The organism is Ruegeria sp. AF3 (genome assembly GCF_056536285.1).
Genome location: NZ_JBQFJM010000002.1, coordinates 557,654 through 576,121 on the forward strand (window position 1 = coordinate 557,654; position 18,468 = coordinate 576,121).

Consider the following 18,468-nt stretch of genomic DNA (forward strand, 5'->3'; position numbering starts at 1 on the left):
GACTAAGAAAAAATGGTTGATTCACAGCAACTTCCTCAACGGCACGCAAAGGGTCGTGGATCGAAGTTTGTCTATGGCGAACTCAAGAGGGAGATTCTGACACTCGAGCTAAAGCCGGGATCGCCACTGGATGAAACCAGCTTGTCGGAACGATTCGCCATGTCGCGCTCACCCGTGCGCGAAGCGCTGGTTCGGTTGTCCGCCGAAGGTTTGGTAGTGATGCTGTCGAACCGCTCAACCCTGGTTGCACCAATCGACTTTGAAGGCTTTCCCCGCTATGTCGAAGCCCTGGATTTTCTACAGCGGATCAACACGCGTCTGGCGGCGCAAAACCGGACCGAGGACGAAATCCAGAATATGACGAAAAAGGCCCAGGCCTTTGATCGCGCCTGCGCCGAAAACAACTATCTAGAGATGTCGGCGACGAACTACGACTTTCACATGGTGATCGCCGCAGCAGGTAGAAACCCCTACCTCGGACGTGCCTATGGTCAGCTTCTTTCGGAAGGACGTCGCATATTGCACATGCATTTTGATTATCTGGCGGAATCGGCGACCGAACATCTTCTGAGCCCGGATCACTACGACATGATTGACGCAATTCGCGACAGGGATGTGCCGGAGGCCGATAGACTGGCCCACGCCCACACGAGGCATTTCCACGACCGGTTTGTTATGTTCATGAGCGCCAATTATAGCGAAGACTTTGACTTTGATCTTTCCACGCGCAAAGGATCGATGGGTTCCGGCCCCTAAATTGGGCACTGTCGCAAAGTATTGAGCAAGCCGAACTTTTTCAGCGATCTTACAAGGATTGGTTTGGTGCTTAGTCACGGCATCTTGTGGAGCGGATTCTGCAAATGTGGGCGAAGCTGATCGGGGGTGTTATCCAAAGGCAAGAGTGGTTGCCATTGGAAGACAACGACAATCGCATACTCCCTCAAGATAAAAATTGGTTGAAGGCATCTTGTCGCCTACCGTCTGCCGCTTACTCTAAATCGCGACCGCCTTTGGTTTAAATTCAAGCTCCGAGCACAGTATTGTGCTGAAAGCCTGCGACCACCGTATTTCTGCTTCGACGGCATGCATGACAAGTCGCTCCAGCGACGACGTGGTCCCAAAGCCCCTATCCGATTCCAAAGAATTTATCACACCATCAAACTCTGGGAACAAGCACCTAGGAATAGGAACAAAGTTTCGAAGTCGTGAGCTTGGCTTTGACCAAAGCTTCGGCAAAGGTAACGGCACAGGCAACGCCATCGACAACGGGTAGTTTGAATTCTTCCGATAGGTGCGCCATGAGGTCGGTCATTCCCGCACAGCCCAAAACAATTGCTTCCGCTCTATCCTCCTCAATTGCGGCGCGAATTTCGACCCTTATTTTGTCGATGGTCGCCGGATCGTTTTCCTCAAGCTTCAGAACCGGTACATCCGATGCCCGAACCCGAACACATCTGCGATCCAAACCGTAGCGCAGCAAATTTGCTTCCAATCCTGCGAGAGACCGGGACAAGGTTGTAATTACACTGAATTTTGGGCTTATCATGGAGGCCGCGTGGTAGGCCGCTTCCCCGACGCCGATGACCGGCGCCGAAGTTATACAGCGCACAGCGTCGACTCCGGTGTCGTCGAAACACGCCACAACAATGGCGTCCACGTCCGGGTGTGCCTTCACCACATCCAGCAGACCCGGAACGCAGGTCGAAACATCCAGATACCCCTGAATACTGGCCGGGCCATCTTGCGAGTTCACTGCTATGATCTCGGTCTCGGGATGTGCACAAGCGTGCGCCGCTTTCGCAATCTTACGGGTCATGGAACTTGTAGTGTTGGGATTGACGACCAGCAGTTTCACAACATACTCACACTTCCCCGCCTAGATAGGCGGCTTTGATACGTGGATCGGTCAAAAGCTCTTTGGAATTGCCGGAGATCACCACATTTCCTGTGGTTAGTGCATAGGCGCGGTGCGATATCGACAGCGCCATGCGCGAGTTCTGTTCCACCAGCAGTACAGACACACCTTCGTCCCGGTTGATAGCCACAATAGACCGCGCAATGTCCTGCACCAGTTTGGGCGCAATTCCCAACGACGGCTCATCCAGCAACAGCAGGCGTGGCTTAGCCATCAGAGCGCGCCCGATCACCATCATCTGCTGCTCGCCACCCGACAAGGTTCCTGCCGACTGGCTGTAGCGCTCTTTCAGACGCGGAAACCGTTCCAGAACCGAATCCAGAGTGCGTTGAACATCCGCTTTGTCTGAGCGGGTAAACGCCCCCATCAGAAGATTGTCTTTTACCGACATGTACGGGAAGACGCGCCGCCCTTCTGGAACCATTGCGATGCCTTTCGAGACAATCTCGGCCGGGTTGGTTCCAGCGATATCTTCACCTTCAAACGCCACCGATCCGGATTTGATTTTCGCCAGCCCGGTAATCGCCCGCAGGATCGAGCTTTTGCCTGCCCCATTGGCGCCGATCAGAGCAACTGTTTCGCCTTGCTCAAGATCAATTGATACCCCTTTAAGGGCATAGACGTGATCGTAGTAGAGCTCGACGTCCTTGAAATCTAACATCTTGGTCATGGCTCAGATCCCAATCTCGTCGTCGGCGCTGCCCAGATAGGCTTCGATAACTTTTTCGTTGTTCTGGATTTCTACCGGTGTGCCCTCGGCGATCATCTCACCGAAGTTCAGCACGACGATCCGGTCCGAGATATTCATCACCGCAGGCATGTCATGTTCTACCAGTAGAACGGTCACCCCCCGGTCATCCCGCACCTTGCGCACCAGATTGACCATTTTCATGGTCTCGTCATGGTTCATCCCGGCGAAGGGTTCATCCAGCAGCAACACCTTGGGATCTGTTGCCAGACCAATCGCGATCCCCAACGCCCGCAGGTTTCCCTGTGGCAGGTTTGAGGCCTGTTCGTTGGCGATCTCGGTCATTCCGAGGAAATCGATTAGATCGTCGGCATATTGCCCGAAACTGTCGACATCCTCATGCGCCGTTTTTTTGCCCCAGAAATACCCGGCCAGCGAGGCACGGGCCCGTAAGTGCTGCGCGACGATGATGCTTTCGCGCACTGTCATGGATTTGAAGATCGTCGTTTCCTGAAACGTACGGACAACGCCTTTACGCGCCACTGCGTGCGGTTTCAGGTTTGAAATCCTCTCACCCTTGAACAGCACCTCTCCGGTCGTGGTCGGCAGAAAGGACGAAATCATCTTGAACAGCGTGCTTTTACCCGCACCGTTCGGTCCGATCACCGACAGGATCTCGTTCTCATTGACGTTGAACGAGATGTTGCTGTTCGCGGTTAGGCCACCAAATTTCTTGGTGACGTGGCGGACTTCCAGAAGATGGCTCATTTGTCCTCTCCTTTCTTGCCGGGCAGACGCAGGCTAAGCAGCCCGTTGGGCAGGAACAGCATCAGGATGATCAGCAAGCTGGAATAGGCCAGCAGTTGGAAGCGACCCAATTCGAACAACAGGTCCCAGCCAAAATACAGAACCAGCGTGCCCAGCATCGGGCCAAACACATATCCCAGACCACCGAGGAAGCAGTTCAGCATGAAGTTCACACTGTCGGCGACCTGAAAGCTGGACGGATAAACCGATTGCGCAATCGATCCGAACATCGCGCCGCCAATGCCGCCCAGAAAGGACGAGATGGCAAAGACGATGACCCGGATATACGAGATGTTCACACCGATGGAGCTGGCCAGTTCCTCATTCTGCTGCATCGAGCGACAAAGATGGCCAAGGCGCGAATTCACCAGCCGGTACATGGCGGCAAAGGTCAGGACCATCAGAACGCAGGCCGTGTAGTAGAAGGCCAGTCTTGGGTTCTCCAGCGTTCCGAAATCGGGTATCAGAGGGATACCAAGGATCGACACCCCACCCGGAAGCGGGATCGAAGTGATGCCCTTGGCACCATTGGTGACGGGCAGGGCCAGCGCAGTCAGGGTGACGACCTGTGTCAGCACCAGCGAGATCATTGCAAAATACACACCCCGCAGCCGCAGGATCGGCAGACCGATCAGAACCGCCACACCAGCTGCAAAGAGGCCCGCAAGCGGTAGGGACAGCCAGAACGAAATGCCAGTCTTTGTCACCAGAATGGCCGAGACATAAGCTCCGATCAGGGCAAAGGCACCCTGCCCGATGTTAATGCGGCCGATATAGAAGGTCAGCCAGACACCGGCACTGGCGATCGACAGCAGTGCCACCGATGTCAGCGTGTAGTACAGGTCAGACCGACCGGACGCGGCGACAAAGCCGGGAACCGCGATGAAGATGGCCAGCAGGAAGACCGCCACACCGGCCCATTGAATCATTGATAGTTTTGGCACTGCGTTATCCCCACGGTTTGCCCATCAGGCCCTGCGGGCGGATGGCCAGGAAAATCATCAGTGAGACGAAGATCAACAGGTAAGTGATATCGCCATATTGAGACAGGACAGCCAGACCGATGGCTTCCATGAAACCAAGGATAATTCCGCCCGCGATTGCTCCGGAAATCACGCCTGCACCGCCGATCATCACCATCATGAATGCTTTGATCGAGGTTGGCCCGCCCATGCCTAGATTGACGCCTGTGATGGTCACCAGCAATCCTCCGACCAATCCGGCCAGCATCGCGCCCAAGGCAAACCCAATCATGGAGTACTGAGCAACATTGACGCCCATCAGTTGGGCAGCGGTTCTGTCCTGCGCCAGCGCACGCAGGGCGCGGCCAGTTTTGGAATATTGCATAAACAGGATGAAAGTGACGATCGACAGGATAGCCAGCACGCAGATCAAAATACGATCATATGGCATGATCAACTTGAAATCCCAGTTGAAGACTCCGTTGACGATCTTGGGCACACCGCGCTGTTTTTCTCCAAAGACCAACAGGATGACCGCATCAAACAGAAACGCCAGTCCCGCTGCCAACAGCATTGTGCTTTCTTCGCGCGACGATCGTCGTATGACTGGGGCGAACAGAAACCGTTCTATCAGCGCCCCAAGTACGGCCAGAGTGATACAGGACGCCAGCAGCGCAAGGATGAAAGGCCAGCCAAGTTGTCCGTAGAAGGTGTAGGTCACAAAGCCGCCGAGAACGTACATCTGTCCATGAGCAAAATTCAGTACGTTCATCAGGGCAAAGATCAGCGTCAAACCTAAGGCGATCATCGCATATTGCGCGCCCAGGTAGATGCCGTTTGCTAGTATCTGTTCCATGATAGTCCCGCGTTGGGTTCGGGTTTCCCGGGCCGATCATCAGCCCGGGAGTTTGAGTGGCTCGTTAGGCTTTCGCCTTGTCTTGGGGAGTTCCGCCTCAGTCTACTTCAGCGACAAAGAGTGTTTCAAACTCTCCGTCCTGGTAGACATTCACTACCAGCGGGACCGCAATCTGACGCTGTTGTCCGAAGGAGGTTGTTCCGACATAGCGCATCACGGCGTCACCCTTCATGAAGGGGTTCGGTGCTTCGAACGTGTCCATCGTGGTCTGAAACGCCTTGACGTCGTCAATACCCGCCGGGTTGGCGTTCAAAGTCGCCAGAATATACTCCAGCGCATAGACCTTGGTATTCGATTCATCGTTATATTCGCCGAACATATCGGTGTAACGCTTGACGAATTCCTTCATGTCGTCCGATGCGATTTCAGGTGTAGATGCACCGCCGACCGAGATGAACCCGTTGGCCAGATCGCCCGCACCTTCGCGCAGAACCGTCGCATCCTGCGCGGTCTCGGTCGAGATTATGCCCTGATACCCCAGTTCGCGCGCAGACCGGATCAACTGAGGTGCATTGGCCGGGGAGACGCCGGACAGAACCAGAAGATCAGGCTGCGTGCGCATTACAGGCGTCAGAACCGGGGTAAAATCAGTCGTGTCCACCTGATAGGTTACGTTGTCGGAAACAACTTCCAGACCCAGCGCATTTGCTGCCGCGATACCGCCGTCGCGCTGGCTTAGCGGGTCGGACTCGTTTGCCGCAACAAAGGCCACGGTCTTCACGCCTTTTTCGTCGCGCAGGTATTCGTAAATCGCCGGGCCGGACTGATAGTTCGCGACCATGCCCAGAACCGCGTTTGACGCGGGCGCTGTATAAAGCTCTTTCGGGAAGGCATATGGGAAATACATGATCCCTTGAGCCTCGGCCACAGGGCGCACGGCAGCAGCGCCGTCATCCACATTCGGACCAACCACATAGTGGATGCCTTCCTGTGCCATCTTCTCCATGCCCGCGATTGCGCGCTTGGGGTCTTTCTGGTCATCGAACGAGACGATTTCGATATCGTAAGTGGTATCACCGATCTTGTAGCCGCCGGATTCATTGATCCAGTCAGCGCGTGCTTCCATCGAGCGCTGGTTCGAGATGCCCCAGGCCGCTGCCGGACCTGAAGTCACACCAACAAAGCCAATCTTGAGAACCGGGTTTTCCGCCCAGGCGGTGGAGCCCAGAACGGATATGGCCAGCGCCAGGGCCGCCGATGATTTCATCAGATTTCTGCGTTTCATTTTTTCCTCCCTATTGAGGTTCGGGCGCCTCTTTCGGGCGCTTGCAAAGGTCATTGAGTCACAGGTCGAATCCCGGTGATGTTGCCAAACTCAATATTGTTAACAATCTATGTCAACATTTTTTAATGAATGGCAGTGTTGATATTGTGAACAAATACTCAATATATTGTCAGTCAGAAGCCGTGCGTCTAAGAAAAACGCACAAGAATTCCAGTCGAATTGAAACCAGATGACAGACGCACAACAAATACTCGACACCGTCCAATCTGATCCGGATGAGCAATTGATCGTTGATCGAATTTATTCCGCCGTAATGGAACAAAAGCTGGCTCCACGAACCAAATTGAGTGAACAAACCTTATGTGAGACCTTTGGCGTTGGTCGCATGCGCGTCCGCCGCGCATTGTTGTTGTTAAGTAGCCAAGGCATTGTTGAACTTCATTCCAACCGCGGTGCATTCATTGCTTGCCCAAGCCCCGAAGAAGCCCGAGACGTGTTTGAGGCCCGCTTGATGATCGAAACCGGTATCGTTCGGGATTTGACGCGAGAAATTAGCAACGCGGGGGTCAAAGCGTTGCGGCTTCATATCAAAAAAGAAGATGAGGCTAGGGCAAGGAACGACCAAACAGAAATTATCAGGCTCTCTGGTGAATTTCATGTCGAGTTAGCTAAATGCCACAACAACGCAGTTCTCACTCGCGTCGTCAGGGAACTGGTGACCCGGTCTTCTCTGATCGTGGCGCTGTTTGGAACCAACAAGGACTCATCTTGCCCCGATGATGAGCACGCGTCGATCATCAATGCGATCGCGAGTGGTGACCCGCAATCTGCGGTAGACAGCATCCAACACCACCTTCTTCACGTTAAAAACAGCCTGGATCTGGAAAAAACCCAAAAGGTTGAACCTGATCTGGCTAAGATACTCACCGGACGCATGTAATTGGTTCTGTCACAAACTCCGTCCGAACAGGATCGTTGAACTAAAAGGGCATTCTGGCCGGGCCTTTCTGAAAACGTGCCGCCGAAGGAATTCGAGCGATCCGTGCAACACGGTCGCTTCCCGTCACGCGACCAGCCCGGAACTAAGGACAATAACCTGTTCGTCGTGGCAGGGCACCGCCAACAATCTGGGGCTGCTGAAAACTCGGCAGCCCCATCGTTTCGGAACAAGTTGGAAACGGCGTTACTTCCCGCGATAAACCAGCCAGTCCGGCAGAATTGCGAGCGCGCGGATCACCCAGGAAAACGGCGCCGGGAAATCCGTGCGGAAACGGCGCCTTGTCATGGCCTTCAACACACGGGTCGCGGCATCTTCGGGCGTCATCAACATGGGCATACGGAATTTGTTTTTCAGGGTCAGGCGGGTCTTGATGAAACCGGGATTGATCAGACGCACAAATACTCCGCTGTCTCTAAGATCAAAACGCATGGTTTCGGCAAGGCTGATCAATGCAGCCTTGCTGGCGCCATACCCGATCGCGGCGGGAAGACCGCGATATCCCGCCAGTGATCCGATCAGGGTAATGTCGCCCCGATCCTGCGCAACCATCCTTGGCACCACTTCGCCCAGGACACGCATCGCCCCGGTGAAATTGACATCCACCATGGTCAACGCGGTTTCGCTGTCCCACTCTGTTGTGCCCATGGGCTCGTAGGCGCCGACATTATAAATCACACCGTCCACATCACCCACCGCCTGCGCCGCGCGACGCACGGAGTCGCCATCGGTCACGTCCAGCGCAAGCACGGTTGCACTGGTCAACTCGGCATTCAGGGCATTCAGTCGCTCGCGATTACGCGCCGACAAGATCAGGTGCGCACCTTCTGCGTCCAGTCGCTTCGCAAGGGCTCGCCCCAATCCTTCGCTAGCTCCGATGAGCCAATATGTCTTGTTTAGGAAATCGGTCATTTGCCGACGTCACCTAACGGCTGGCTTTCGCTTATAAGAGCCGCGGGCGCAGGGCGTTTCCGAAGAAACGGCGCGCGTTTCAGATACAGGATCGCCGCCTGCCAATGGATCAGCGCCAAAACCCGCACCGCACCCAAGGGTCGGCGGACGGCGGCCCAAAGGAGCGACCTGTTTGTTGCCGCACGCCGCTCTCCGGATAGCGTAGCCAGAACGCCCTGGTCTTCATTTTCAAAGGAAATGCGAATGTCGATCCGTGTGTCACTGAAGCCGAAATTGAACCGGTAGTGACCAGCAATTCTCTGAAACGGAGACACGTGCATGAGTTTCTCGGCAACCAGAGTGTCACTACGTGCGATCGGGCGAAATCCTTCGTGTGCGCAAAAATAGCAATGTCGCTGGCCGAAGGTGCTGTTAACCTCGGCAACAAAGGCCCTCGGGGTGCCATCAAGCAGCGCAATCCAAAAGCTGACCGGGTTGAAATGAAACCAAAGGAAGCTTGGCTGGGTCAGAAGCAAAAGTTGTGCGTCCTTGGTTCGAAACCCACGCTCTTGCAGAACCTGCTTGAACCACGCCAACCCGCGCCCGTCACCCCGTGTTCCGCCATGCTGACGATCCCACAGTGACCATAGATTGAACCGGTTTCGCGACAACAGCCAAGGCGCCTTAACACCAAGATCGGTCAACACAAAATCGACACCGTAGCTGAAGGTGTTCTTCAGCTTTCCGCGTCGGGCATGCAGGGTTTGGGCCTGAATATGTTCCAGCATCATGTGTCCTATACGCGGCTGCGCGGCTCATGGATCAGAACGCGTTAAAAACTATTCTCGTGCTTTTCTGATCCAATCTGACCGGCGCCGCGTAACAGCCTCATAACGTTGTAAAGATGAGGACGGCATGTTCGATCAGATTCACGGCCCAAGAAAGAAAATCGCAATTGTCGGCGGTGGTATATCGGGCCTCTCGTCCGCCTATTATCTGGCGCCCTACCATGACGTCACCCTGTTTGAAGCAGCCCCGCGTCTAGGCGGGCATGCCCGAACCGTGATGGCGGGCAAGAACGGCGACCAACCGGTCGACACCGGATTCATCGTGTTCAACTACGTAACCTATCCCTACCTGACGCGGCTGTTCCGTGATCTCGACGTTCCGGTGATCAAGAGCGTGATGAGTTTCGGCGCCAGCATCAATGATGGCTGGCTGGAATACGGTCTGAACAACGTGGGATCGATCACTGCGCAAAAACGCAACCTGCTGAGACCGCAGTTTTACAAGATGATTGCGGACATCATTCGCTTTGGAAAGCGTGCCGAGGCTGCCGCTACGGATGACAACAAGACCATTGGTGAACTGGTCGAGGAGCTGGGCCTCGGCGATTGGTTCCGCAACAACTACCTGATGCCGATGTGCGGAGCGATCTGGTCAACCCCGGTTGAAGATATAGACCAATTCCCGGCGAAATCGCTGGTACAATTCTTCCGCAACCACGCACTTTTAGCCGGCTCTGGCGAACATCAGTGGTGGACGGTGAAAGGTGGCAGCATCGAATATGTCCGCCGGTTGGAATCCGCGCTTCTGGCTCGCGGCTGTGTCATTCGCTCCGATGCACCGGTTCGGCATGTCCAGCGCGACACGCATGAAGTGCGCATCTTTGCTGACAAGGGCCTATCGGCTTCTTTTGACGAGATCATCATGGCTTGCCATTCGGACCAGGCCCTCCAGATCTTGGGGCAAGACGCGACACACGCCGAAGCCGCCGCTCTTGGTAACATCCGCTATCAACCCAATACGGCTGTTCTGCATTGTGATGAAAATCAGATGCCCCGGCGGCGCGCCTGCTGGTCGAGCTGGGCGTACCGGTCGCAGGATGGCGACATCGGCCTCACTTATTGGATGAACAGGCTGCAGAATATCCCTGAATCCGATCCCCTGTTCGTCACCCTGAACCCGTCGACCGAGATCCCTCAGGACAAAGTTTATGACGTAGCGAACTTCGCCCACCCGATGTTTGACAAGGCAGCGCTCAAGGCACAGCGCGACATTCGGGAAATGCAGGGACGCAACCGGACATGGTTTGCCGGAGCATGGAACCGGCACGGGTTTCACGAGGACGGTATCGCCAGTGCAATGCGCGTCGTGCGCGCCCTGAATGAACGTCACCTAATCACAGGAATGGAAAATGCGCTTAATCAACAAGGCTCTGAAATCGAATTTTCTATCGACCTGCGAGCGACTGCATGACGGGCAGCTGATCCTGCGCACCCCCGAGGGCGAGCGCTACTGGCCCAGCTACTTTGCCATGCTCAAGCGCAGCTTGGCCGAGGGTGGGCGCGTGTTGTTGCAAGCGATCACCGTCAAAGACAGCTTTTTTGACACATACAAGTCCTCGTCCGATTACATCCGCCAATACGTTTTCCCTGGCGGCATGCTGCTGTCGGACCGTGTTATCGAGGCCCAAGCCAGTAACGCTGGGTTCGCAGTTCGCGACAGCTTTGCTTTCGGGCGGGATTATGCCCGAACCTGTCGGAACTGGGCCAAAAACCTTACCGCGCAAAAGCGTCGCGTTTCGGAATTGGGATATGGCGAGAGCTTCTTCCGCAACTGGCAGTACTATCTCGAGATCTGTGCCGCGTCCTTTGCCGTGGGGCACACCAATGTCGTTCAGGTGGAGATGGCCCATGCGTAGTTTTGTCTTTGCTTTTGCCTTGCTCGCTTCGCCCACGGGTACGCAGGCGTCCGCAATCAAATCTGTGCTGCCCGATGCCGAAACGCGCGGCACGGCAACTTTTCGTTATATAGGCTTCCCGCTCTACGAAGCTCAGCTCTTCACCAAGTCCGGAGCACCTCTGGACTGGAGCAAGGATTTCGGCCTCGAGCTGAAATACTTCCGCAACCTGACAGAACTTGATCTGGTCGAAGCCACCATGCGCGAACTGAACCGTACCGGGGCCACTCTGCCAGTGCGCGGCCAGTTGGAAAAGTGTTTCAACGATGTACGCAAGGGTGACCGCTATGTCGCCATCTCCAAGGGGCCAAACCAAATCGGATTCTGGCACAATGGAAAACGGGTTTGCACGCTAAGCCATCCAAGGATCAAGAACAGGTTCATGTCGATCTTTCTTGGCGAAAACACACGTTCGGAATCCTTCACCCGGAAACTGAAGGGCGAGTGATGCTTTACCCGCGTGTCAGCCTCTATGCGCTGATGCTGGCCGCGGCTGGCATTCCGCTTTACATCCACTTGCCGAGGTTTGCTTCGGTCGAGCTTGGCATCGGGCTGGGGGCAATTGGCACGATCCTGTTGGTCATCCGGCTGGTCGATCTTGTTCAGGACCCACTGATTGGCTGGGCAATCGACCGCTGGCCACGGGCACAAATCCTGTTTGCCAGCGCCGCGGCGCTTGGGCTGGCCATCGGCTTTCCATTGCTATTCACCGCTCAACCGGGGCCAAACGCGATGCCACGTCTGGTGGCAGTCCTTGTTCTGCTCTTCTCGGCCTACAGCCTTGGCATGATCCTGCTCTATGGACGCAGCGCCACTTTGGCAGCCAAACCGACGCCACGCTCTCTGATGACGCTGGCGGCGTTTCGTGAGGGTGGCATGCTGGCTGGCGTGGTGATTGCTGCCATTGCACCGGCTTTCCTTGTCACCTTTGGGGCCACCGGTCAGGGATACGAAGCGTTTGGCCTGTTTCTTGGAGCGCTGGCCCTTGTCGTTGCCGTGATCACCCTGCCGATCTGGCGTCGCGAACCCATCGAAGGCGACCGTATGTCCCTTGGTGGGCTACGCCAAACTGGCGCTCTGAGACTTCTCGTGTTGGCACTGGTCAACAGCCTACCTGTTGCCATTACCTCGACATTGTTTCTTTTTTTCGTGGAAGACCGCTTACAACTGCCGGGCAAAGCCGGCCCCTTGTTGATCCTGTTCTTTCTCAGCGCAGGTTTCAGCGTGCCGCTATGGGCCCGTCTGAGCCAAAGAATGGGCTCGAAGGCCACGCTGTTGGTCGCCATGCCCTTGGCAATCCTCGGCTTTGTCGGGGCCGCGTTCCTAACACCCGGCAGTCAGGTTGGCTTTGCGGTGATCTGCCTGGCATCCGGCGCCGCCTTGGGGGCCGATATGGTTATCCTTCCGGCTATGTTTTCGGTGGCGCTGACCCGGGCGGGTCTAAAGGCATCGTTAGCTTTTGGCATCTGGTCCTTTGCGGGCAAACTTGGCCTTGCTGTGGCCGCTTTCGCGGTTCTGCCCGTGCTGGAAAGCAGTGGCTTTAGACCCGGCGCGACAAACAGCACTGAGGCCCTGAATACATTGAACATCTCTTATGCCGTCCTTCCCTGCATCCTGAAACTCGGCGCCTTGGCGCTTGTCCTGGCGCTTCCTACGGAGAACCCAACCCAATGAAACTCCTTACTGCCCTGCTCATTCTTGCCGCTCTGGTCATGGCGGCAAAGTCCATGTTTCTCAGTTTTCGCGCACAAACCCCGTCAGACTATGCCGATACAAGCCCTGCCTTTTCGCTCAAAACCCACCTGAGCGGTGAAATCCTCTCCGAAGGTCTGATTTATGGCCCAACCGGAAAGATGACGAACAGGTTCGTTGCCAGAATGGTCGGTGAATGGGACGGCGACACTGGTACGCTGAGCGAAGAGTTCACCTATTCAAATGGCAGAAAGCAAAGTCGCAAATGGTTCCTGAAGCTCAGCGACGGCAACACGTTCACCGCCACCGCCGACGACATTGTCGGCGAGGCACGAGGAGTCGTTTCTGGGTCAACAATCAAGATGGAGTACCAGATCATTCTACCGGAAGATGCTGGCGGTCACACGCTGACAGCAACCGACTGGCTTTACCTAACCGAAAGCGGCGTCATCATGAACAAATCCGAGATGCGCAAATTCGGCATCAAGGTGGCCGAGCTGATCGCGACCATGCGCCCGGACCACGAAGCACGACGCTGAACCGGGATGGGACCCGAACAGAAGGACCTGTCCTGATGAACAAAATCTACCCATTCTTGCGATGACAGTTGCACTGGCGTCTGTTGTGTTTGCGCCGTCTCCGTTGATGACAAATGAATTCGCAGGCTACCGGCCCGAACAGTTTCCTGTCACCATGGACATCTGGCCGGATCAACCCCCGGGGTGGGCTTTGGCATCTGGGGTGTGATCTATATTGTCTGACGTCAGCGCTAATGGGACAGTTTAGGTTGATTTGATAAGAGTGGGTTTCTGGCACATCGTAACCACCAAGGAGTAGAGATGAGACAGACACCCGGAATCAAGCAGAGCCATGGCGAGATGGTCGTCAAGTCGCCGCCTATGCGCCAACAGGACAGCTTTGCGCTCAGGGACCTTGCCGTCGCCAGATGCATAGAGCTCTGCAAAAGATCGCATTTTCGTCAAAGGCACTCCTGTCGAGCGAAGTGACGCCAATAACTCCAACCAATCGACATCTGTCTTCTTGAACCTGCGTTTGCCATCCGAGCCGCGTTGGATGAAGGGCATAGCCCCGATTTCTCATGAAAGCGAATTGTCGAGATGCTGAGCCCGGTGAGTCCGGCAACTTCTGAAATCATCATACTATCAGACCCTTTCGCCCAGGCTCCTACAGTCCTGAAGCTACTTCAGGTCAAGCGTCTTTTATAGAGTTTCTCAGCAATCGGCTTTCGACGACAGTGCAGCATAGGATAAATAGGACTCTCAACTTCAATTAGATTGGTCGCCGCATGCCCTACTGCCAGATGGTAGCGCTCAGGCAAAAAGGCCAGTTGCAAACAAATCAGGCGTTCGCCCACTGCCCGCAATGGGTTTCTTTCAACGTGCCCTGTCCGGCGTGTCTTCCGGTTCACGTGCAATCAGGGCTTCGATCTGCTGCGTGACAGGTTCCGGCAACGCACCGTGCGAGAGAGCTTCCACAAGTCCTTCGATCTGTTCGACGGTGCGAGCGCCTGGAAGCCAGATCGTTTTCATCGGCACGAAGGGCGAATTGGACGGCGAATGGCTGTCCATCACGGCAGTTGGAGCATCATGGCTACCCTTGCCGCGTTTGGTGTGGCGCTGTTCAGCGCGCGCGATTTGCTGGCGGCCGCACGCAGCACGCGGTTGAATGCCGTCAACGCGGCCTCTCTGGTCACGCAACTCGCGCCCCGACAACATCTGCTGATCACGGGTGGCACCGGTTTCATCAGGCAACGTCTGGTCGAGGCCCTGGTTGCTGGTGGCCACCACGTCACCGTCCTGACCCGCAACCTGCAAAAGGCCGACGCATTGCCCCATCCGGTACGCCTGATCACCTCACTCGAGCAAATTGACAACACAGAGCGCTTTGACGCCATCGTCAATCTGGCAGGTGAGCTGGTGGCAAACGCGCATTGGACGCGTCGGAAACGCGCGCATCCTGCAGTCTCGGGTCGTGATGACGAAAGATTTCGTCGCACTGATCCGCAGGCTGGATCAAAAACCATCTTGCCTAATCACCGGTTCCGCCGTGGGCTGGTATGGGCCGCGGCAAGACGAGATCCTCACCGAAGACGACACCTACCACCCCGTCTTCATCCATGAGGTGTGCGACACATGGGAGCGCGCCGCTGCGCCAATCGTGGGTATGGGCATCCGGGTTGTGCAACTGCGTAGCGGTCTGGCGCTAGGGGTAGAAGGCGACATGCTGGCCCGAATGCTGACACCTTTCGAATTTGGTGCCGGTTGTCAGCTGGGGGATGGACAACAGTGGATGCCCCGAGGAACGCCGCGCCTGACCCACGCCCGCCGCACAACGCCGGAACCCAGACGAATCCCAGTGTTGCGCGAGGCAAGGGTAGGACGTGTTACGGCTTGGCTTGCTTGTTGGTGCACAGACCCAGAAGCGCATAAATCGGGCAGAATTTCATGAAGGCCGTCACCACAAACACAGCTCCAAGCCAACCCCAGGGGCCGATGGTGCCGGTCAGTGCCAGAAGGATCAGCACGCCACCGAGGATCAGGCGCAGAACCCGGTCGACAGAACCAACATTAGACGTGAATTGCATGGTCGAATCTCCTTGATTATCTGGTCCAAGATTCGCTGTTTTCCAAACCGTGTTATGTGACGAGGTCACACAACTCCCGTTCTGGCATGGTGGTGCAGGGCTGGGCGATCCTGCAGATAAATCACACCTCGCTCAAGCCTGACCCATCCCCGATGTTCAAAATCCTTGAGGATACGGGACATGACTTCGCGTGCGCTGCCCAGTTCGGCCGCAATGCGCTGGTGCGTGGTGTGGATATCGCCCGAATGTGCGCCTTGATCGAAAAGCCACTGCGCCAATTTCAGGTCCATCCGGTTAAGTAGAAGATCATCGATAACCTCGGACAGTTCAACAATGCGTTGTGAAAACGCCATGAAGACCGCACCTCGAAATTCTGCATCTGTGGCCAGCAACGTGTTGAACTTGTCCCGCCCGATGGCCAGCGCCGTCACCGGCCCCTCGGCATAACCGAACCCTGAATAGGGGATGTCCGACAACATGCACGAGGTCGTCATAACGCAACTGTCGTACGGGCCAACCCGATAAAGAACAACGGTCCGCCCTGACGGGCTGGTTTGTTCCACTCGGACGATGCCCGAACGAATGATCAAAAACACCTCACCGTAAGCGCCCGGTGCAAACAGTTGGTATCCGTCTGGTATGGCCAGACGACTTCCTTCGGACTTGAGCCGGTCGAGAATTGCCTGGCTCCAGTTCTGTTGGGTCACTGCTTTACCTCCGTATCACGCTCTCTTCCGGGTTTTTTGCCTTGGGACCCTCGCGGGCAAACCCAATTAATCTGTGACGAACCCACCTGCACAGGATCAATGTTGAAGATTCTGTCAATTCAAGCCTTGAATACCAACACCTCATGGGTCCGAAACGAGCTCCATTATCTTTTGGAAGGCTTCCCCATTCCTACGGGTTCCCCGGAACGACTGTCCCCGTTGCGTTTGAGTGCCGGAACGTCAAAGTCATCGCTGTCAGATGGGCGGAAGTCGAGATGACTCCTGAGAGCCGAATACCGGCCTAACAACTGGCGGGAAAATCGCCTCTCCAGCTCCGTCTGTGCAGTTCTCAAAGAAATCTGCGACAGAACCTTATTGTTTCAAGGATGAATATCATTCTCAGGGCACCTCGAGATCATAGAAGTGTTCTGCGGTTTCTCTGAACACAGCCGATTGGGCCTCAGCCGGAACCAGATCACGGTAAGCCTGTACCAGCGATGTGTAATTGCCATAGAGTTTGTCGACCGGGAAATTCGAGCCAAACATGACCCTCTTTGGTCCGAATTGTTCAAGGCAAATCTCCACGATCGGGCGAATACTCTCAGGCGCCCAGTTGTGATCGAACATGCCCAGACCTGAGAGCTTGCATGAGACGTGCGGCAGATCAGACAGAGCGCGCAGTCTTTGAGCCCAGCTTTTCAGGCCCGCCGGAGTGCGGTCATATGGTGATCCGGCATGGCATAGAGCGACTCGTGTATTCGAGGCTTGAGCGAGAATTCTGGTGGTTTTTACGATCAAATCAGGAATGAGCTGCAGATCAAAGCTGAGGTCACGCCGTCCAGCCTCCTTCAATCCGTCCAGAAACCGCGGATCATCCAGCAGGAAATTGGTGCCCGTCTGCGCGTCCTCTCCGGGTGCGCGCCCGACGATCTGGCGCACACCGCGTACAGTTGGAAGAGCCTGAAACGTATCAAGCTGGGCGTGTAGGTCAGCCGAGGTCAGGTCACAGAACACAACCTGCGCCATTGGCCAGTCTGGATTGGTTTCGGCGACAGCTTGAACCCACCGGGCTTCGTCCAGACCGTTTTTGGCCCCCACCTGGATATGGATCGAGGCACCGACTCCGCAGGGCGCGGCTTCGGACCGGAACTCGCGCAGTAGATAATTCCGTTGAATCGGCGTCGGGTCGCCAAAGAACCTTTCCACCCCGCGCGCCATCAGCCAGGGGTAGTTTACAGCTTCAAGGTCCCAAAGGTGGTGATGGGCATCGATCCAGCCGGTCATGTTCGCGGTACTTTCGCCATGCGCCCCAATACATCGACACCCTGTTGTTTCCAGAAATGCAGCAGATCGATGAAAACCCAGTTCTCGGCCAGCTTGTCACCCTCGCGACGATAGATGTCGATCACGCGGAAATCACCGGCCTTGTCGGTGGCGGGCATACCCATGAACCCGCCGGTGGGCCGCGCCGTGAAATTCGGCCAGCCGAAAAAGCCACCATAGTGACCCTCAGCCAAGCGGCAAATGTGCTTGGTCTTCGAACGGTCCGTTAAGGATGCGCGGAACGGGCCTGAGTGCTGCTTTGCATAACGCTCAATCGTATAGGTCGCGCCGATCCCGGCGGGTCCCCACCAGATCATGTCTTCGCTCCATGTCTGGCGCAATTCTTCCTCAAGGCTCAGGCCGCTGTTCCATTGGCCGAGATCGGAAATCATAGCATTGATCGTGCCGAGAGTTTTCTCGCCTTCTTCGGCAGGCTGCGGGTTGAACATCAACCCGTCATGCGTCATTGGTCCGGGTTGCACCAGGTGGGCTGCGGTTTGGGGCGGGAAGGGCTGCAACCCGACTTGCATCATGAAATGCGGGATGTCGAAATACATCGCCGTTTCGGCGATCTTGCCATTCTCGATCCTGTTGAACTCACAATAGCGCAAAAACGCCATCTTGCCCGTAGGGGCGATGCCCAGCCACGCATTGTCGAACAGGCCCATAAGGTGCCCCATTGAAACAACCCAGACCGAGGTGAATCCGTCCATCTCGTTTTTTCCGGCCATGAACACGTCCATCCGGCGCTGCATATTCCCTAGGCTTTGCTTCAGGGGATGCCAGAATGCCTGCGCTACGTCATGGGTGCCCCGAAGCTCATCAAACGGGTGGAAACCGCGCCAGAGGTAGTCTTCTGCGCAGAACTCAGACAACATGTTGGCGATATCCGATTCTTTTACGCTGCTGAGCGCCGAGTAGTAATCCAAGATGATCGCTTTTGGGATTTCATAGGACATTATTACTTTCTTTCAGTTCTTTAGTCGCTGTCATGGGG

At 55.6% G+C, this 18,468-nt stretch carries 23 protein-coding genes and 1 pseudogene; 9 read left to right on the plus strand and 15 right to left on the minus strand.

Annotated elements, in window-relative coordinates; all coding sequences use genetic code 11:
- Positions 1 to 12: 12 nt before the first annotated feature.
- Positions 13 to 756, plus strand: a complete 744-nt coding sequence (locus ACR3FC_RS19185; RefSeq protein ID WP_480477878.1) for a GntR family transcriptional regulator — start codon at positions 13 to 15, stop codon at positions 754 to 756.
- Between the two features lie 421 nt (positions 757 to 1,177).
- On the opposite strand, the gene ACR3FC_RS19190 is transcribed toward ACR3FC_RS19185, so the two are convergent.
- From ACR3FC_RS19190 to ACR3FC_RS19215, 6 genes are all read right to left on the minus strand, one after another.
- Positions 1,178 to 1,855 (minus strand): aspartate/glutamate racemase family protein, encoded by a 678-nt coding sequence (locus tag ACR3FC_RS19190; RefSeq protein WP_480477880.1) that lies wholly within the window; start codon positions 1,853 to 1,855, stop codon positions 1,178 to 1,180.
- A 7-nt stretch (positions 1,856 to 1,862) separates the two neighbouring features.
- On the minus strand, positions 1,863 to 2,585 hold the full coding sequence (locus ACR3FC_RS19195; RefSeq protein ID WP_480477882.1) for an ABC transporter ATP-binding protein: 723 nt from the start codon (positions 2,583 to 2,585) through the stop codon (positions 1,863 to 1,865).
- A 3-nt stretch (positions 2,586 to 2,588) separates the two neighbouring features.
- Entirely contained in the window at positions 2,589 to 3,371 is a 783-nt protein-coding gene (locus tag ACR3FC_RS19200) for an ABC transporter ATP-binding protein (RefSeq protein ID WP_480477884.1), read from the minus strand.
- Positions 3,368 to 4,339, minus strand: a complete 972-nt coding sequence (locus ACR3FC_RS19205) for a branched-chain amino acid ABC transporter permease (protein WP_480478205.1) — start codon at positions 4,337 to 4,339, stop codon at positions 3,368 to 3,370. The genes ACR3FC_RS19200 and ACR3FC_RS19205 overlap by 4 nt, the downstream gene beginning before the upstream one ends.
- Before the next feature lie 19 nt (positions 4,340 to 4,358).
- Positions 4,359 to 5,228 (minus strand): branched-chain amino acid ABC transporter permease, encoded by an 870-nt coding sequence (locus ACR3FC_RS19210; RefSeq protein ID WP_480477886.1) that lies wholly within the window; start codon positions 5,226 to 5,228, stop codon positions 4,359 to 4,361.
- Between the two features lie 97 nt (positions 5,229 to 5,325).
- Positions 5,326 to 6,513 carry an ABC transporter substrate-binding protein gene (locus ACR3FC_RS19215; protein WP_480477888.1) on the minus strand — a complete coding sequence of 396 codons (1,188 nt, stop codon included), beginning with the start codon at positions 6,511 to 6,513 and terminating at the stop codon, positions 5,326 to 5,328.
- Between the two features lie 229 nt (positions 6,514 to 6,742).
- Here ACR3FC_RS19215 and ACR3FC_RS19220 point away from each other — a divergent pair, with 229 nt between their 5' ends.
- The gene (locus tag ACR3FC_RS19220; protein ID WP_480477890.1) at positions 6,743 to 7,453 is read left to right on the plus strand and encodes a GntR family transcriptional regulator; all 711 of its coding nucleotides are present in this window, start codon (positions 6,743 to 6,745) and stop codon (positions 7,451 to 7,453) included.
- A 243-nt stretch (positions 7,454 to 7,696) separates the two neighbouring features.
- Here the strand turns inward: ACR3FC_RS19220 and ACR3FC_RS19225 are convergent, their stop codons facing one another.
- Positions 7,697 to 8,422: an SDR family NAD(P)-dependent oxidoreductase gene (locus ACR3FC_RS19225; RefSeq protein WP_480477892.1), complete on the minus strand. Its 726-nt coding sequence runs from the start codon at positions 8,420 to 8,422 to the stop codon at positions 7,697 to 7,699.
- Positions 8,419 to 9,192, minus strand: a complete 774-nt coding sequence (locus ACR3FC_RS19230; protein WP_480477894.1) for a DUF1365 domain-containing protein — start codon at positions 9,190 to 9,192, stop codon at positions 8,419 to 8,421. The genes ACR3FC_RS19225 and ACR3FC_RS19230 overlap by 4 nt, the downstream gene beginning before the upstream one ends.
- A gap of 124 nt (positions 9,193 to 9,316) precedes the next feature.
- On the opposite strand from ACR3FC_RS19230, the gene ACR3FC_RS19235 reads away from it, so the two are divergent.
- The 6 genes and pseudogenes from ACR3FC_RS19235 (at position 9,317) to ACR3FC_RS19260 (ending at position 13,583) form a co-directional block, all read left to right on the plus strand.
- Positions 9,317 to 10,660, plus strand: a complete 1,344-nt coding sequence (locus tag ACR3FC_RS19235; protein WP_480477896.1) for an NAD(P)/FAD-dependent oxidoreductase — start codon at positions 9,317 to 9,319, stop codon at positions 10,658 to 10,660.
- A 28-nt stretch (positions 10,661 to 10,688) separates the two neighbouring features.
- Positions 10,689 to 11,105: pseudogene (locus ACR3FC_RS19240) on the plus strand (class I SAM-dependent methyltransferase); the annotation flags it as partial.
- Positions 11,098 to 11,592, plus strand: coding sequence for a hypothetical protein (locus ACR3FC_RS19245; RefSeq protein WP_480477898.1), 495 nt, complete (start codon positions 11,098 to 11,100; stop codon positions 11,590 to 11,592). The pseudogene ACR3FC_RS19240 and the gene ACR3FC_RS19245, both read left to right, overlap by 8 nt.
- Positions 11,592 to 12,818 (plus strand): MFS transporter, encoded by a 1,227-nt coding sequence (locus ACR3FC_RS19250; protein ID WP_480477900.1) that lies wholly within the window; start codon positions 11,592 to 11,594, stop codon positions 12,816 to 12,818. The genes ACR3FC_RS19245 and ACR3FC_RS19250 overlap by 1 nt, the downstream gene beginning before the upstream one ends.
- The gene (locus ACR3FC_RS19255; RefSeq protein ID WP_480477902.1) at positions 12,815 to 13,375 is read left to right on the plus strand and encodes a DUF3833 domain-containing protein; all 561 of its coding nucleotides are present in this window, start codon (positions 12,815 to 12,817) and stop codon (positions 13,373 to 13,375) included. Before ACR3FC_RS19250 ends, ACR3FC_RS19255 begins: the two co-directional genes overlap by 4 nt.
- A gap of 61 nt (positions 13,376 to 13,436) precedes the next feature.
- Positions 13,437 to 13,583, plus strand: coding sequence for a hypothetical protein (locus ACR3FC_RS19260; protein ID WP_480477904.1), 147 nt, complete (start codon positions 13,437 to 13,439; stop codon positions 13,581 to 13,583).
- 232 nt (positions 13,584 to 13,815) lie between these two features.
- On the opposite strand, the gene ACR3FC_RS19265 is transcribed toward ACR3FC_RS19260, so the two are convergent.
- The 3 genes from ACR3FC_RS19265 to ACR3FC_RS19275 are packed head-to-tail and all read right to left on the minus strand — an operon-like array spanning position 13,816 to position 14,425.
- The gene (locus tag ACR3FC_RS19265; protein WP_480477906.1) at positions 13,816 to 13,995 is read right to left on the minus strand and encodes a MerR family transcriptional regulator; all 180 of its coding nucleotides are present in this window, start codon (positions 13,993 to 13,995) and stop codon (positions 13,816 to 13,818) included.
- A 45-nt stretch (positions 13,996 to 14,040) separates the two neighbouring features.
- Positions 14,041 to 14,211, minus strand: coding sequence for a hypothetical protein (locus ACR3FC_RS19270; RefSeq protein WP_480477908.1), 171 nt, complete (start codon positions 14,209 to 14,211; stop codon positions 14,041 to 14,043).
- A 19-nt stretch (positions 14,212 to 14,230) separates the two neighbouring features.
- Positions 14,231 to 14,425 (minus strand): hypothetical protein, encoded by a 195-nt coding sequence (locus ACR3FC_RS19275; RefSeq protein ID WP_480477910.1) that lies wholly within the window; start codon positions 14,423 to 14,425, stop codon positions 14,231 to 14,233.
- A gap of 18 nt (positions 14,426 to 14,443) precedes the next feature.
- On the opposite strand from ACR3FC_RS19275, the gene ACR3FC_RS19280 reads away from it, so the two are divergent.
- Positions 14,444 to 14,977, plus strand: coding sequence for an NAD-dependent epimerase/dehydratase family protein (locus ACR3FC_RS19280; RefSeq protein ID WP_480477912.1), 534 nt, complete (start codon positions 14,444 to 14,446; stop codon positions 14,975 to 14,977).
- A 263-nt stretch (positions 14,978 to 15,240) separates the two neighbouring features.
- Here ACR3FC_RS19280 and ACR3FC_RS19285 read toward each other — a convergent pair whose 3' ends face one another.
- From ACR3FC_RS19285 to ACR3FC_RS19300, 4 genes are all read right to left on the minus strand, one after another.
- Positions 15,241 to 15,441 (minus strand): YgaP family membrane protein, encoded by a 201-nt coding sequence (locus ACR3FC_RS19285; protein ID WP_480477914.1) that lies wholly within the window; start codon positions 15,439 to 15,441, stop codon positions 15,241 to 15,243.
- Between the two features lie 65 nt (positions 15,442 to 15,506).
- Positions 15,507 to 16,148, minus strand: coding sequence for a Crp/Fnr family transcriptional regulator (locus tag ACR3FC_RS19290; RefSeq protein WP_480477916.1), 642 nt, complete (start codon positions 16,146 to 16,148; stop codon positions 15,507 to 15,509).
- Positions 16,149 to 16,547: 399 nt separating this feature from the next.
- A complete protein-coding gene (locus tag ACR3FC_RS19295; RefSeq protein ID WP_480477918.1) occupies positions 16,548 to 17,432 on the minus strand; it encodes an amidohydrolase family protein in 885 nt (294 codons plus the stop codon).
- On the minus strand, positions 17,429 to 18,430 hold the full coding sequence (locus ACR3FC_RS19300) for an ester cyclase (protein ID WP_480477920.1): 1,002 nt from the start codon (positions 18,428 to 18,430) through the stop codon (positions 17,429 to 17,431). The genes ACR3FC_RS19295 and ACR3FC_RS19300 overlap by 4 nt, the downstream gene beginning before the upstream one ends.
- Positions 18,431 to 18,468 lie beyond the last annotated feature (38 nt).

Bases quoted from the DNA above. Each gene is read 5' to 3' on its own strand.
- ACR3FC_RS19295 (WP_480477918.1), bottom strand. From the start codon at position 17,432: ATGACCGGCTGGATCGATGCCCATCACCACCTTTGGGACCTTGAAGCT.
- ACR3FC_RS19255 (WP_480477902.1), top strand. From the start codon at position 12,815: ATGAAACTCCTTACTGCCCTGCTCATTCTTGCCGCTCTGGTCATGGCG.
- ACR3FC_RS19230 (WP_480477894.1), bottom strand. From the start codon at position 9,192: ATGATGCTGGAACATATTCAGGCCCAAACCCTGCATGCCCGACGCGGA.
- ACR3FC_RS19185 (WP_480477878.1), top strand. From the start codon at position 13: ATGGTTGATTCACAGCAACTTCCTCAACGGCACGCAAAGGGTCGTGGA.
- ACR3FC_RS19260 (WP_480477904.1), top strand. From the start codon at position 13,437: ATGACAGTTGCACTGGCGTCTGTTGTGTTTGCGCCGTCTCCGTTGATG.
- ACR3FC_RS19275 (WP_480477910.1), bottom strand. From the start codon at position 14,425: ATGGACAGCCATTCGCCGTCCAATTCGCCCTTCGTGCCGATGAAAACG.
- ACR3FC_RS19195 (WP_480477882.1), bottom strand. From the start codon at position 2,585: ATGACCAAGATGTTAGATTTCAAGGACGTCGAGCTCTACTACGATCAC.
- ACR3FC_RS19205 (WP_480478205.1), bottom strand. From the start codon at position 4,339: ATGATTCAATGGGCCGGTGTGGCGGTCTTCCTGCTGGCCATCTTCATC.
- ACR3FC_RS19235 (WP_480477896.1), top strand. From the start codon at position 9,317: ATGTTCGATCAGATTCACGGCCCAAGAAAGAAAATCGCAATTGTCGGC.
- ACR3FC_RS19285 (WP_480477914.1), bottom strand. From the start codon at position 15,441: ATGCAATTCACGTCTAATGTTGGTTCTGTCGACCGGGTTCTGCGCCTG.
- ACR3FC_RS19265 (WP_480477906.1), bottom strand. From the start codon at position 13,995: ATGATGATTTCAGAAGTTGCCGGACTCACCGGGCTCAGCATCTCGACA.
- ACR3FC_RS19250 (WP_480477900.1), top strand. From the start codon at position 11,592: ATGCTTTACCCGCGTGTCAGCCTCTATGCGCTGATGCTGGCCGCGGCT.
- ACR3FC_RS19200 (WP_480477884.1), bottom strand. From the start codon at position 3,371: ATGAGCCATCTTCTGGAAGTCCGCCACGTCACCAAGAAATTTGGTGGC.
- ACR3FC_RS19245 (WP_480477898.1), top strand. From the start codon at position 11,098: ATGCGTAGTTTTGTCTTTGCTTTTGCCTTGCTCGCTTCGCCCACGGGT.
- ACR3FC_RS19225 (WP_480477892.1), bottom strand. From the start codon at position 8,422: ATGACCGATTTCCTAAACAAGACATATTGGCTCATCGGAGCTAGCGAA.
- ACR3FC_RS19220 (WP_480477890.1), top strand. From the start codon at position 6,743: ATGACAGACGCACAACAAATACTCGACACCGTCCAATCTGATCCGGAT.
- ACR3FC_RS19210 (WP_480477886.1), bottom strand. From the start codon at position 5,228: ATGGAACAGATACTAGCAAACGGCATCTACCTGGGCGCGCAATATGCG.
- ACR3FC_RS19215 (WP_480477888.1), bottom strand. From the start codon at position 6,513: ATGAAACGCAGAAATCTGATGAAATCATCGGCGGCCCTGGCGCTGGCC.
- ACR3FC_RS19300 (WP_480477920.1), bottom strand. From the start codon at position 18,430: ATGTCCTATGAAATCCCAAAAGCGATCATCTTGGATTACTACTCGGCG.
- ACR3FC_RS19280 (WP_480477912.1), top strand. From the start codon at position 14,444: ATGGCTACCCTTGCCGCGTTTGGTGTGGCGCTGTTCAGCGCGCGCGAT.